Genomic DNA, 11,556 nt, shown 5'->3' with positions numbered 1-11,556 from the left:
CGCCTCCCCAGCCTCGGCGGGCGGGCCGTCGCGGGCACGCCGCTCCGGGCCGCAGCCTCCAGCGAGAATCGGATATTCTCTGGCAGCCGGCGCGTCGCGCCGGCGACCTCGCGCGGACTCCTCGCGCCCTGCGGGGCGCCCGGCGGCGCACGCCGACCGCGGGACGATCGTTTCGATCGGGTATCGATCATCAACCCGCCACACCGATCGGTATAAAATCGACGAACGTCCATTTCGAGGCGGGAACGGGGAGCTATTAGTCGTCTCGGCCCCTGCCTTCGTCCATGAGCCAGACGCCGGAGCAGTCAGTGTTGTTGTCGGAGGATCCCCCGATCGACCTGCGGCTCTCGGAGGCGGAACTGGAGGCGGCGCGCGAGCGCATCGTCTCGTTCATCGCCGAGATCGTCGACGACGCGGGCGCTGAGGGGGCCGTCCTCGGGCTCTCGGGCGGGATCGACTCGACGCTCACCGCCCACCTCGCGGTCGAGGCGCTCGGCGAGGACGGGCTCCACGGGATCACGATGCCCTCCGAGGTGAACGACCCGGACGTGATGAGCGACGCCGAGCGGGTGGCTCACGACCTCGGGATCGAGTACGACGTGGTGGAGATCCAGCCGATCGCGGAGTCCTTCTTCGCGGCGTTCCCGGAGGCCGCCGAGGACCGGACGGCGGCGGGAAACGTGTACGTCCGGACCCGCGCGGTCCTGAACTACCTCGTCGCCAACGCGGAGGACCGGGTGGTGCTCGGGACGGGCAACCGCGCGGAGGCGATGACGGGCTACTTCACGAAGTACGGCGACCAGGCCGTCGACTGCAACCCGATCGGCAACCTCTACAAACAGCAGGTGCGCCAGCTGGCCGCCCACGTCGGCGTCCCCCGCGACCTCGTGATGCAGGAGCCGACCGCCGGGATGTGGGAGGGACAGACCGACGCCGAGGAGCTGGGTCTCGACTACGACACCGTCGACGCGATCCTCGCGGTCCACGTCGACGGCGGGCTCTCGCGGGCGGCGACGGTTCGAGAACTGGATCTCCCCGAGGAGGCCGTCGATCGGGTCGTCGAGCTGTACGAGCGAAGCGCGCACAAGCGGTCGATGCCGCCGGCACCGGAGCGGTAACGACGTCGGTTCCGGGTCGGCGGCCGGACCACGCGCCCTCCGGGTCGCGATCAGGCGTCGTGGGCCCGCTCCTTCGCGACCTCCGCGATCCCGGCGTTCGCCGAGCAGTTCGGACACGCGTGTATCCGACCGCGAGCGTCCGCGAACACCCGGACGAACCGTTCGGAGACGTGCGCCTGGCAGTGCTCACACGTCGGCATGGTGTAGGGGGGTATCGTGGGTCATGTTCGGTACACGTTCCCTTGGTACCAGAGACTCAAGACGCCTTTCCGAATTCCGTCCCAAATTCGACCCGGATCGCCGGAAACGGTCGCGTGAGGGGTCGAGGAGGCCGGCTTCGGCCGCGCGCTCAGAACTCGCGAAGCGCCTCGAGGACCTCGTGGGCGGAGCCGTCGTCGACGGCCGCGCGCGCCATCTCGAGCCCCTCCTCGATCGAGTCCGCGTCCTCGCGGGCGTAGATCCGCAGCGCCGCGTTGACCGCGACCGCGTCGGCGAACGCCCCGTCGCGCTCGCCCGCCAGGACTTCCTCGGTGATGGCGGCCGACTCGGCGGCGACGTCGTCGACGGCGAGGTCCGCCTCCTCCAGGTCCATCCCGTACTCGGCGGTTTCGATCTCGAAGTCGTCGAAGGACGCGCCCTCCGATCCTGCGTCGTCGCCCTCCGCGTCCCACTCGGCCACCTTGGTGTACCCCGGTCGCACGTCGTCGTACCCCTCCATCCCCTGGAACATCAGGACGCGGTCGAGGTCGTGGAACTCGCTCGCGACGAACGTGTCGACCACCTTCTTCGCGAACGCGAGGTGGTAGAAGGAGCCGAGGTGGACCGACGCGCCCGCGGGGTTCGCGAGCGTCTCGATCGTGTTGACGAACGTGCGGACGCCCATCATGTCGCGGCGCTCGAACAGGTCGTCGATCGCGGGATTGAACGCGGGCTGGTAGTAGAAGCCGAAGCCGGTCTCGTCGACCATGTCGGCCGAATCCGAGGGTGTCAACTCGGTGTGGACGCCGAGCTCCTCGAGAACGTGTTTGTACGCGTCCTGCTTCTGGGTGGGGACGCGGTCGCCGGAGTGGACGACGACGGGCGTGCCCGCCGCGGCCGCGACCGCCCCGGCCGCGACGCCGAGGATCGCGGTCCGGCCCTTTCCGTCGTAGTTCGCGCCGCAGTCGACGGGGTCGCAGTCGGGCTCCGCGTACTCGACCCGGTCGCACATGACGTCGACGTACGCGCCCAGCTCCTCGGGCGTGTTCCGCTTCCAGCGGTTCGCGAGCCAGAACGCCCCGAGCGTCGTCGGGTCGGGCTCGCCCGCGAGGATGCGCTCGAACGCCTCCGTCGCCTGCGCGCGCGTCAGGTCGTCGGCCGACTTGTGCCCGGAGCCGCAGACCTCGGTCATCAGCCGTTTGAGGGGCCACTCGCCGAACTCCTGGGTCGCCTGAGCCATACGCGCCGTTCGGGTTCTCGAACGAAAAGCCTCCCGCTCGACTCCCACGCGACGGGAACGGCGGACGGAGCGGGAGCCCGATGCGATCGGGAAAGCGGCTCCCGGCTCCCGGCGCGCCCGAGCCGACGCGACGCTCGCCGGAGCGCGTCCCGGCGGTTCCATGTTACTCCACCACACACCAGAACGGATCGAATGGAATGTTTTGAGCGTATTAATAGCATATCCGAACAAACTCTGTGTTCAGAGGTGCTACAATAGGTCGCAAGATACGTTAGAACTATATGTGCGTCCAGTCAGTTGGCGATCGTACCCGATGACGTCCAAATCCGTGGCGACCGCACTCACGCTGTATCGCTCCCGCACGCTGACCCTCGAGCAGGCCGCAACCGTCGGCGGCTGCTCCGCGGAACAGCTCGAGGAGAGCGCTCGGGCGTTCGCGCCGGTCTCCTCCCGGACCCTCGCCGACGACTGAGACGCTCGGCTTCCGGTCGACCCGCTCGGTCTCCGAAACCGGTACGTACGCGCGGCCCCTGGTACCGGCAATGAGTCTGGACGCCGACTGGCGGGCCGACCTCGACCCGGTCGACGCCGTCCTCATCGACGACTACCAGAGCGACTTCCCCGTCGAGTCGCGCCCGTTCGAGCGCGTCGCCGCGCAGATCGCGGCCGAGACGGGCGTCGACGTCGACGCCGACGGGATCCTCGACCGCGTCCGCGACCTCCGCGAGCGGGGCGTGTTCCGCCGCTTCGGCGCGGTGCTCAACCCGCCCGTCATCGGCTCCTCGACGCTCGCCGCGGTCCGGGCCCCGGAAGAGCGGTTCGACGAGATAGCCGAGGTGATAAACGGCTACCGGCAGGTGAACCACAACTACCGCCGGGACCACGAGTGGAACCAGTGGTTCGTCGTCACCGCCGGCTCCCGCGAGAGGCGCGACGCGATCCTCGCGGAGATCGAGGAGCGGACCGGCTGTGCGGTGTTGAACCTCCCCATGCTGACGGACTACTACATCGACCTGGAGTTCCCCGTCGTCAACGGCGACCGGTTCGCGAGGGAGTCGGGCGAGGCGCGAAGCGCCTCGAACTCCGCGAGCGGGGAGCGAAGCGACCCGCGAGCGCCCGGGACGAATGTGTCGGCCACCCGCATCTCCGAGGACGCTCGCGGCGATCTCACCCGGCTCGAGGCCGATCTCCTCGTCGCGATCCAGGACGGCTTCCCGCTGTCCGCGACCCCGTACGCCGACATGGCGAGCGAGATCGGCGCCGACGTCGACGACGTGCTCGCGGCGGTCGAGCGCCTGCTCGCGGACGGCTGTATCAAGCGGATCGGCTGCGTCGTCAACCACGTCGTCACGGGGTTCACGAACAACTGTATGGTGGTCTGGGACGTGCCCGACGACGAGCTCGACGCGCGCGGCGAGGCGGTCGGGAGCCTCCCGTACGTCACGCTCTGTTACCACCGGCCGCGCCGCCCCGAGCAGGGGTGGGAGTACGACCTGTTCACGATGATCCACGGCCGCGAGGCCGAGGCCGTCGACGCGAAGATCGACGAGCTCGCCGCCGAGCACCTCCCCTTCGAGCACGAACGCCTCTACTCGACGGAGACGCTGAAACAGACCGGCGCGCGCTACGACGAACTCGTCGCGGACGAGAGTACGGACTGACCCGCGACACGAGAGGTTATCCCCGAAGCCGCGGCCACCACCTCCGTGGTCTGAACGAGGCCCGGAACGGGGGACGGGTGCGCGGCGGTCGTTCCGGGTGAGGGGAGGCGCCGCCTGTCCGCCATCGGAACCGCCGAGCGACCGGTTCGCTACAGCCGCTCGTCCAGCCGTCGGGCCGTCGTGTCGCCGACGCCGTCGACGTCGGTGAGGTCCTCGAGGGAGGCCTCGCGGACGTTCTCGACCGACCCGAACCGCCGGAGCAGTCCCTTCCGCGTCTCCGGGCCGACGCCGGGAACGTCGTCGAGCACCGTCTTCACCTCGTCGCGGACGGTCTGGTGGTACTGGACGGCGAAGCGGTGCGCCTCGTCGCGAACGCGCTGGAGCAGGTGGAGCGCCGGGGCGTCGTCGGGCCATCGCAACGGGCCGTCCGGCGTCACGACCAGCTCCTCGGCCTTCGCCAAGGCGACGGCCGGCACCTCCCAGCCGACCTCGGCGAGCGCGTCGCGAGCCGCGCCGAGCTGCCCCTCGCCGCCGTCGATCAGCAGCAGGTCCGGGTCCGGGCGGTCGTCGCGGTCCTCGACCGCGCGGGTCGCACGCCAGCGGACCAGCTCCCGCATGTTGGCGTAGTCGTCGTTGCGGTCGGTGAGCTTCTTCCGACGGTACTCGCTCGTCCGCGCGCTCCCGTCGACGAAGGAGACGTTCGAGCCGACGACGGCGGTCCCGGACGCGTGGCTCACGTCGAATCCCTCGATCCGCGCCGGGCGATCGATCCCGAGGCGGTCGGCGAGCGCGCCGACCGGATCGTCGCGGCTGCCGCGCTTTCGGGCGTTCTTCAGCGCGAGCTCGACGAGCTTCGCTTCCCGGCCGGCGCCGGGGACGCGGACCGCGACGCCCTCGCGTTCGAGCCACTCGGTCACGTCGGGGTCGGCGGGGCGCTCGGCGAGGAGGATCGCGTCGGGGAACTCGCGTTCGGCGTAGTACTGGGTGAGAAACGCCGAGAGCACCGCCGCCGGGGTGTGGGCGTCGTCGGTGGCGGTTCCGTCGTCGCTGTCGACGTCGCCGTCGATCCCTCCACCCTCCGCGTCGCCGCCGACCGCCGCCACCGTCGGCGTGTCGAGCCGGTGGCGGCTCCGGTCGACGAGCTGGCCGCGCTCGCTGTGGAGGCGCGCGACGCGGGCGGTGTCGCCCTCGACCGCGGCGGCGAGCACGTCGACGGTGCGGTCGTCGGAGCGGTCGCTCACCGCCTCGCCGCCCTCGCCGTGGAACGCCTCGACGGCCTCGAGCCGGTCGCGGAGGTTCGCCGCGCGCTCGAACTCGGCGTTCTCGGCGGCCGCCGCCATCCGGCGGCGGAGCGGGTCGGCGAGCGCGCCGGTCTCGCCCTCGAAGAAGCGCCGGGCGGCGGCGACGTCCTCCGCGTAGCTCTCAGGGTCGATCTCGCCGGTACAGGGGGCAGAGCAGATACCCATCTCGTAGTCGAGACAGGGCCGGTCGCGGTTCGCGTACTTGTGGTCCGAACAGCCGCGGAGCCGGTACTCGTCGCGGATCGCCTTCACGACCGTCTCGACGCGGCCCTTGTTCGTGAACGGGCCGTACGCGACCGCGCCCTCCTCGGGGTCGCGCGTCACCGCGATCCGCGGGACCGTGTGGTCGGAAAAGGCGACCAGGGGGTAGGACTTGTCGTCCTTCAGCCGGACGTTGTACCGCGGCCGGAGCCGCTTTATGAGGTTGGCCTCGAGCAGCAGGGCCTGAGTCTCCGTGTCGGTGACGGCGAACTCGACGCGGTCCGCCCGATCGACCATCCCGCGGATCCGGGCCGACCGGGGGTCGGCGTACGACCGCACCCGATCACGGAGGTCTACCGCCTTCCCGACGTACAGCGTCGTCTCCCCGGACCGGAACTGGTACACGCCGGGTTCCGTCGGGAGATCGGCCGCACGGGCCCTCACGGCGTCGGCGTCCATCGATCCCACGTAGCCGGCGGACGCGCTTGAACGCTGCGGGCGGGGTCCGCGACCGGCGAGTCCGGGTATCAGATTTGATTCTCCGGGGGTCGATCTTATATGCCACGTTCGGTGAGGGGGAACCGAACATGACGGGACTTCGAGGGCTCCTCAGGCGCGCGTTCGGGCGGGATCGAGGCTCGCGGTCGGTCCCGGACGGCGGCGTCGTCGTCGGGTCGGCAAGCGAGACGGGCTCGAGCGCCGACGACGCGGCCGGAACGGACGGACGGGACGACGAACGACACAGGGTCACCGACGAGGACGGGGTCGACCGCGCGGGAACGCTCGCGGGCGCCGGCTTCGAACAGGTGTTCGACGCGACGGGCGTCCCGACGTTCATCCTCGACCGTGGGGGCAACGTCGCCGAGTGGAACGACGCGATCGTCTCGCTCACCGGCGTCGAACGCGACGAGGCGGTCGGCCACGGCCACGTCTCCGAGCTGTTCTACCCGGACGGCCGCCGCGCCGACACCCTCGCCGACAAGGTGCTCGACGCCCCGGAGAGCGCGGACGAGGCGTACGACGTCGAGCGCTGTGAGTCGGCCCGGAACCGATACCGCGACACGAGCACGATGGTGGACCGTCACGGCGACGAACGTCACATCGAGTTCACGGCGACGCCGCTGTACGGCGACGACGGCGGGCTCGTGGGGGTCACGGAGGTCGTCATCGACCGGACGGAGAACGTCGAGGGGCGCGCGGCGACCGCGGCCCTGGTCTCCGAGATCAGGGAAACCGCCGAGGCGATCGGCGCGGGCGACCTGGACGCGCGCATCGCTCACGAGGCGTCCTTCGAGCGGCTCGACGACGACCTGCTCCGGGTCGTCGACGTCGTCAACGAGATGGCCGAGAACCTCGAGACGCTCTCGCGGAGCGTCCAGGAGCAGGCCCGCGAGATCGACGACACGGTCGAGGAGGCGAGCGAGGCGGCCGACGAGATCGCGGCGAACGTCGACGAACAGAACGAGCTGTTGGAGGAGGGCGTCGCGGAGATGCAGTCCTTCTCGGCGGGCATGGAGGAGGTCGCCGCGACCGCCGACCAGGTCGACGCGGCGGCCTCGAACGCCAGGGCGGCCGCGGAGGAGGGACTCGACGCCAGCAGTGACGCCCGCGAGGCGACGGAGGACGTGGTGGCGATCGGCGACGAGCTGGTCGACAGCGTCGGCGCGCTCTCGGACCGGATGGACGACATCGAGGAGGTGATCGCGGTGATCTCGGAGGTCGCGGAACAGACCAACCTGCTGGCGCTCAACGCCAACATCGAGGCCGCCCGTGCGGGCGAGGACGGCAACGGCTTCGCGGTCGTCGCCGAGGAGGTAAAGAAGCTGGCCGACGAGACCCGCGGACACACCGAGGCGATCACCGAGAGCCTCGCCGAGCTCCAGGCGCAGTCGGACGAGACGTCGGCGGCCGTCGAGCGCTCACACGAGCGCATCGAGGACGCGGGCGCGGAGATCGAGACCGTCCTCGACTCGCTCGCGGCGATCGCGGACGCGGTCGACGAGGCGGCCGACGGCGTCGCCGAGGTGGCCCGGACGACGGACGACCAGGCGGCGACCGTCGAGGAGCTCACCGCCACCCTCGAGAGCGTCCGCGACCGGTCGGACCGAACGGAGTCGGCGACGGACCGGATCGTCGACGCGACCGACGACCAGGAGGCCGCGGTGGCGGAGCTGATAGCGCGGGTCGAGCGGCTCGACGCCGCCCGCTGACCTCGGGGCACACGTCGCCGAACGGGCGGAGAAGCCCCGCTCTTCGAGTTCCCGGAACGCGGGCCGCCGAACGTTTAACCCCGCTCAGCCCCCAGATATCGTATGTCCGTCACGCCGCCCGGACCCATCGGGGATCCCCTCTTCGGCAACGGCCGCCAGTTCGCCGACGACCCCTTCTCGTTCATGCGCGCCTGCGCCGACAGCTACGGCGACGTCGTGCGGTTCGACCTCGGCCCGCGCGAGACGTACCTGCTCACGAACCCCGCCGACATCGAGCGCGTGCTCGTCGCGGAGGCGGAGCGGTATCGCAAGCCGAACTTCGGCGACGACGCGATGGACCGCCTGCTCGGCCAGGGGCTGCTCATGAGCGAGGGCGACACCTGGCGACGACAGCGAACCCTCGCGAACCCCTCGTTTCACAGCCGGCGGATCGGCGCGCTCGCGGGAACGATGGTCGACCACACCGAGGCACAGATCGCCGAGTGGGAGGACGGCGAGGTCGTCGACGTCCAACTCGAGATCGCGCGGCTCACCGTCCGTATCATCGTCTCGGCGATGTTCGGCGCGGACGTCACCGACGAGGAGGTTCGGACGGTCCAGGAGAAGCTGGAGCCGCTCGGCGCCCGGTTCGAGCCGGACCCCCGCCGATTCCTGATCCCCGACTGGGTGCCGACCCGCGAGAACCGCGAGTTCGACGACGCCGTCGCCACCCTGGAGTCGGTGATAGACGGGATCGTCGAGCGGCGGCGGGGCACCGAGCGCGACCCCGCCGTCGACCCGGCCGGCTCCGAGGGGGTCGCCGTGAGCGGCCCGCCGGGCGACCCGGACGGCGACCTGCCGATGGACCTCCTGTCGGTCCTCCTGCGCGCGCGCGACCGCGGCGAGCAGACCGACGAGAACCTCCGCGACGAGCTGGTGACGATGCTTCTGGCCGGCCACGACACGACCGCGCTCGCGTTGACGTACACCTTCTACCTCCTCTCGAAACACCCCGAGGCGCGAGCCCGCGTGGAACGGGAGGCGGCGGCCGCGACCGAGTCGGGGCCGCCGGACGCCGGAGACGCCAGAGAGATGACGTTCACGGACCGGGTGCTCTCGGAGTCGATGCGGCTGTACCCGCCGGTCTACACGCTGTTTCGCGAGCCGAAGCTCGACGTGAGGATCGACGGCTACCGGATCCCCGAGGGCTCCGCGCTGATGTGTTCACAGTGGGTGGTCCACCGCTCGCCGCGGTGGTACGACGATCCGGACGCGTTCGACCCGAGCCGATGGACGCCCGAGCGCCGGAGCGCGCGCCCGCGGTTCGCGTACTTCCCGTTCGGCGGCGGGCCGCGCCACTGTATCGGGAAGGCGTTCTCGCTGCTCGAGGCGAAGCTCATCCTCGCGTGCGTCTGTTCGCGCTACGAGCTCGCGTACGAGGGGCCCGACCTCTCGCTTCGGGGGTCGCTGACGATGCATCCGGACCACCCGGTGCCGATGCGGATCCGCGAGCGGTGAGCGAGGCCGTGTGATAGGGACACGACGCAGTGGCGCGCCTCCGAGTGCCCCGCAGGGGCACGAGGAGCCCGCGAGGTCGCCGGCGGCGGAGCCGCCGGCTGCCAGAGAATCTTTGATTCTCGCTGGACGCGGCGAACGAAGTGAGCAGCGAGGCTGGGGAGGCGTGAGGTGCGGGGCGGTGCGGGATGGGATTCAAAGGGGCAGTCGGGAGGACGAAGACGCGCGACGTAAGGACCGCAGGGAGTGAGCGGAGCGAACGACTGAGGACCGCAGCGAGCGCATCGAGTCCTCCCGACTGGGGCTTTGGCGGTGTTCATCGCACCGGAGACGATACCGTGCCGAGTAGATGATCGCTCTCAACGACCGCTCCTCCCGCTCCCACCTCAGACCCCCTACAACTCGATCGTCGCGGCGACCTCGCGGAACTCGGGGTCGTAGAGGTCGAGCGCGTGGACCCGCCACCGGATCGGGTCGAACTCGCCGACGGCGTCGACCATTCGTTTCACGTCGGCCACCCCTCCGCCCCGCGCGAGCGTGACGTGCGGGACGTACGCGTCGCCCTCGATCCCGTCGACCGCGCCGAAGACCGCACACAGCCGTCGGTGGAGTCGGACGAGCGCTTCGCTCTCGACGCCGAGGTAGACGACCGGGCCGGAGCCCGCTGCGGGCGAATCGAACGCGTCGATCCCGGCCACCTCGACTGCGAACGGGGACGTGCCGGCGAGGGGTCGTCGGAGGCGGTCGCGGAGGGTCTCGAGCGCCGCCGGCCGCGGCGGGGGGTCGTCACCGTCGATCCCCACCGACACGTCGTCGACGCCGAACCGCTTACACACCAGGGTGTGCCGGTCGCGGACCCGATCGAACCCCGACAGTTTCGGCTGGAGATCGTCGGCGAGACGCCCCACGGCGGGCGGGAGCGGGACGTTGAGGCTGAACACTGGATCGGACCGCTCAGATCCGGTCGGCGAGCCGTAGGGCGATCAGGACGACGATGACGACGACGATCAGCGTCGGGAGCGCGTCGATCAGCGCGAACGTCAGGTCCAGCACCGTTCCGAGGATCTCCAGGAGAAGCCACACGATCGCGAGCCCGAGAACGATCTTCAGGAGGTCGTCGACGTCGATCTCGGCGCGAGTCATGGATGCGGGAACGCCCGGCCTGGGCAAAAGGTCTCCGGAGGCGAGCCGGCGGCGGTCGGAGGGCGATCCGACCGCCGATCAGGCGCTTAAAGACCCCTGCCGGACCAACGGTGGACATGAGCCTGGTCGCGTTCGACTTCGACGGCACGCTCTCCGACTCCGAGATGACGGTGCTGCTCGCCGAGCGGGCGGGCGTCGCCGACGAGGTCGCCGAGATCACGGAGCGGGCGATGAACGACGAGATCAGCTACGCGGAGAGCCTCTACAGCCGGGCGGAGCTGCTCGGCGGGCTCGACGAGGCCGCCGCGAGCGAGGCGTTCGACGCGGTCCGGATCCGGCCGGGCGCGGCGCGGCTGATAACCCGCCTGCGGGCCGACGGCCATCACGTCGCGGTGCTCACCGGCGGCTTCGAGCGCGGCGTCGAGCGCGCGCTCGAACGCGAGGGCGTCGAGGTGGACACGATACTCGCCAACCGGCTCCCGATGGCGGACGGGAAGCTCACCGGCGAGGCGGAGGGTCCCCTCATCGAGGGAACGAAGGACGACGCGCTGGAGGACCTGGCCGCGGAGCTCGGCGTTTCGATGGCGTCCACGGTCGCGGTCGGCGACGGCGCGAACGACCTCCCGATGCTCGAGGTAGCGGGACTCTCGGTCGGGTTCGTCCCGAAGCCGGCGGTCAGGCCGGCGTGTGACGCGGTGGTCGCCTCGATGTACCGGCTCGGGAAGGTACTCGAGGGACACGGCGTGCTCTCGGATCCGGAGTGAACGCCGCCGGCCCGCCCACGCCGACGGATCCGATCGGGATAATCGGAGCCGATCATTAATGAGAACCGAGCCGAACGTCACGGCATGGCCGTCCCCGTTCGGGTGGTTCCGTGATCCCCACGCCGACGTACCTCCAGTTCCACCTCGTCTTCAGCCTCCCCGCGCTCGCGGCGCTGTGGGCGCTCGCGCCGCGGTATTCGGGGAGCCGCCGTCGTCGATCGGCCGC

The 11,556-nt window shown here is 70.6% G+C and carries 11 protein-coding genes and 1 pseudogene; 7 read left to right on the top strand and 5 right to left on the bottom strand.

Features of this window, described 5'->3' with window-relative positions; all coding sequences use genetic code 11:
* The first annotated feature begins 284 nt into the window (after nucleotides 1-284).
* Nucleotides 285-1,118 (top strand): NAD+ synthase, encoded by an 834-nt coding sequence (locus DJ70_RS11530; RefSeq protein ID WP_094533159.1) that lies wholly within the window; start codon nucleotides 285-287, stop codon nucleotides 1,116-1,118.
* A 50-nt stretch (nucleotides 1,119-1,168) separates the two neighbouring features.
* Here the strand turns inward: DJ70_RS11530 and DJ70_RS17445 are convergent, their stop codons facing one another.
* Together DJ70_RS17445 and DJ70_RS11525 are read right to left on the bottom strand one after the other, a co-directional pair.
* Complete coding sequence (locus DJ70_RS17445) at nucleotides 1,169-1,318, bottom strand: DUF7563 family protein (RefSeq protein WP_179234045.1); 150 nt, start codon at nucleotides 1,316-1,318, stop codon at nucleotides 1,169-1,171.
* A gap of 149 nt (nucleotides 1,319-1,467) precedes the next feature.
* Nucleotides 1,468-2,556, bottom strand: a complete 1,089-nt coding sequence (locus DJ70_RS11525; protein ID WP_094533157.1) for an anthranilate phosphoribosyltransferase — start codon at nucleotides 2,554-2,556, stop codon at nucleotides 1,468-1,470.
* A gap of 313 nt (nucleotides 2,557-2,869) precedes the next feature.
* Between DJ70_RS11525 and DJ70_RS17440 the strand changes: the two genes are divergently transcribed.
* Nucleotides 2,870-3,028, top strand: a complete 159-nt coding sequence (locus DJ70_RS17440) for a DUF7317 family protein (RefSeq protein WP_179234044.1) — start codon at nucleotides 2,870-2,872, stop codon at nucleotides 3,026-3,028.
* A gap of 70 nt (nucleotides 3,029-3,098) precedes the next feature.
* Nucleotides 3,099-4,217: a siroheme decarboxylase subunit beta gene (gene ahbB / locus DJ70_RS11520; protein ID WP_094533155.1), complete on the top strand. Its 1,119-nt coding sequence runs from the start codon at nucleotides 3,099-3,101 to the stop codon at nucleotides 4,215-4,217.
* 149 nt (nucleotides 4,218-4,366) lie between these two features.
* Here ahbB and DJ70_RS11515 read toward each other — a convergent pair whose 3' ends face one another.
* On the bottom strand, nucleotides 4,367-6,178 hold the full coding sequence (locus DJ70_RS11515) for an excinuclease ABC subunit C (protein WP_094533153.1): 1,812 nt from the start codon (nucleotides 6,176-6,178) through the stop codon (nucleotides 4,367-4,369).
* A gap of 128 nt (nucleotides 6,179-6,306) precedes the next feature.
* Here DJ70_RS11515 and DJ70_RS11510 point away from each other — a divergent pair, with 128 nt between their 5' ends.
* Together DJ70_RS11510 and DJ70_RS11505 are read left to right on the top strand one after the other, a co-directional pair.
* Nucleotides 6,307-7,929 carry a methyl-accepting chemotaxis protein gene (locus tag DJ70_RS11510; protein WP_094533151.1) on the top strand — a complete coding sequence of 541 codons (1,623 nt, stop codon included), beginning with the start codon at nucleotides 6,307-6,309 and terminating at the stop codon, nucleotides 7,927-7,929.
* A gap of 102 nt (nucleotides 7,930-8,031) precedes the next feature.
* On the top strand, nucleotides 8,032-9,426 hold the full coding sequence (locus tag DJ70_RS11505; RefSeq protein WP_094533149.1) for a cytochrome P450: 1,395 nt from the start codon (nucleotides 8,032-8,034) through the stop codon (nucleotides 9,424-9,426).
* A 392-nt stretch (nucleotides 9,427-9,818) separates the two neighbouring features.
* Here DJ70_RS11505 and DJ70_RS11500 read toward each other — a convergent pair whose 3' ends face one another.
* Together DJ70_RS11500 and DJ70_RS11495 are read right to left on the bottom strand one after the other, a co-directional pair.
* Nucleotides 9,819-10,364, bottom strand: coding sequence for a 2'-5' RNA ligase family protein (locus DJ70_RS11500; RefSeq protein ID WP_094533147.1), 546 nt, complete (start codon nucleotides 10,362-10,364; stop codon nucleotides 9,819-9,821).
* Nucleotides 10,365-10,377: 13 nt separating this feature from the next.
* Nucleotides 10,378-10,566, bottom strand: a complete 189-nt coding sequence (locus DJ70_RS11495) for a DUF7554 family protein (RefSeq protein WP_094533145.1) — start codon at nucleotides 10,564-10,566, stop codon at nucleotides 10,378-10,380.
* Between the two features lie 116 nt (nucleotides 10,567-10,682).
* Between DJ70_RS11495 and serB the strand changes: the two genes are divergently transcribed.
* Together serB and DJ70_RS17800 are read left to right on the top strand one after the other, a co-directional pair.
* Nucleotides 10,683-11,330, top strand: a complete 648-nt coding sequence (gene serB / locus DJ70_RS11490) for a phosphoserine phosphatase SerB (RefSeq protein ID WP_094533143.1) — start codon at nucleotides 10,683-10,685, stop codon at nucleotides 11,328-11,330.
* A gap of 110 nt (nucleotides 11,331-11,440) precedes the next feature.
* Nucleotides 11,441-11,556, top strand: a pseudogene (locus tag DJ70_RS17800) (lycopene cyclase domain-containing protein); the annotation flags it as partial.

This window comes from Halorubrum halodurans, from assembly GCF_002252985.1.
Classification (GTDB): domain Archaea; phylum Halobacteriota; class Halobacteria; order Halobacteriales; family Haloferacaceae; genus Halorubrum; species Halorubrum halodurans.
This window is presented reverse-complemented; position numbering and strand designations above follow the sequence as displayed.

Coding starts and splice junctions, on each gene's coding strand:
- DJ70_RS11530 (WP_094533159.1), top strand. CDS start 285: ATGAGCCAGACGCCGGAGCAGTCAGTGTTGTTGTCGGAGGATCCCCCG.
- serB (WP_094533143.1), top strand. CDS start 10,683: ATGAGCCTGGTCGCGTTCGACTTCGACGGCACGCTCTCCGACTCCGAG.
- DJ70_RS11505 (WP_094533149.1), top strand. CDS start 8,032: ATGTCCGTCACGCCGCCCGGACCCATCGGGGATCCCCTCTTCGGCAAC.
- DJ70_RS11515 (WP_094533153.1), bottom strand. CDS start 6,178: ATGGACGCCGACGCCGTGAGGGCCCGTGCGGCCGATCTCCCGACGGAA.
- DJ70_RS17445 (WP_179234045.1), bottom strand. CDS start 1,318: ATGCCGACGTGTGAGCACTGCCAGGCGCACGTCTCCGAACGGTTCGTC.
- DJ70_RS17440 (WP_179234044.1), top strand. CDS start 2,870: ATGACGTCCAAATCCGTGGCGACCGCACTCACGCTGTATCGCTCCCGC.
- DJ70_RS11525 (WP_094533157.1), bottom strand. CDS start 2,556: ATGGCTCAGGCGACCCAGGAGTTCGGCGAGTGGCCCCTCAAACGGCTG.
- DJ70_RS11495 (WP_094533145.1), bottom strand. CDS start 10,566: ATGACTCGCGCCGAGATCGACGTCGACGACCTCCTGAAGATCGTTCTC.
- ahbB (WP_094533155.1), top strand. CDS start 3,099: ATGAGTCTGGACGCCGACTGGCGGGCCGACCTCGACCCGGTCGACGCC.
- DJ70_RS11510 (WP_094533151.1), top strand. CDS start 6,307: ATGACGGGACTTCGAGGGCTCCTCAGGCGCGCGTTCGGGCGGGATCGA.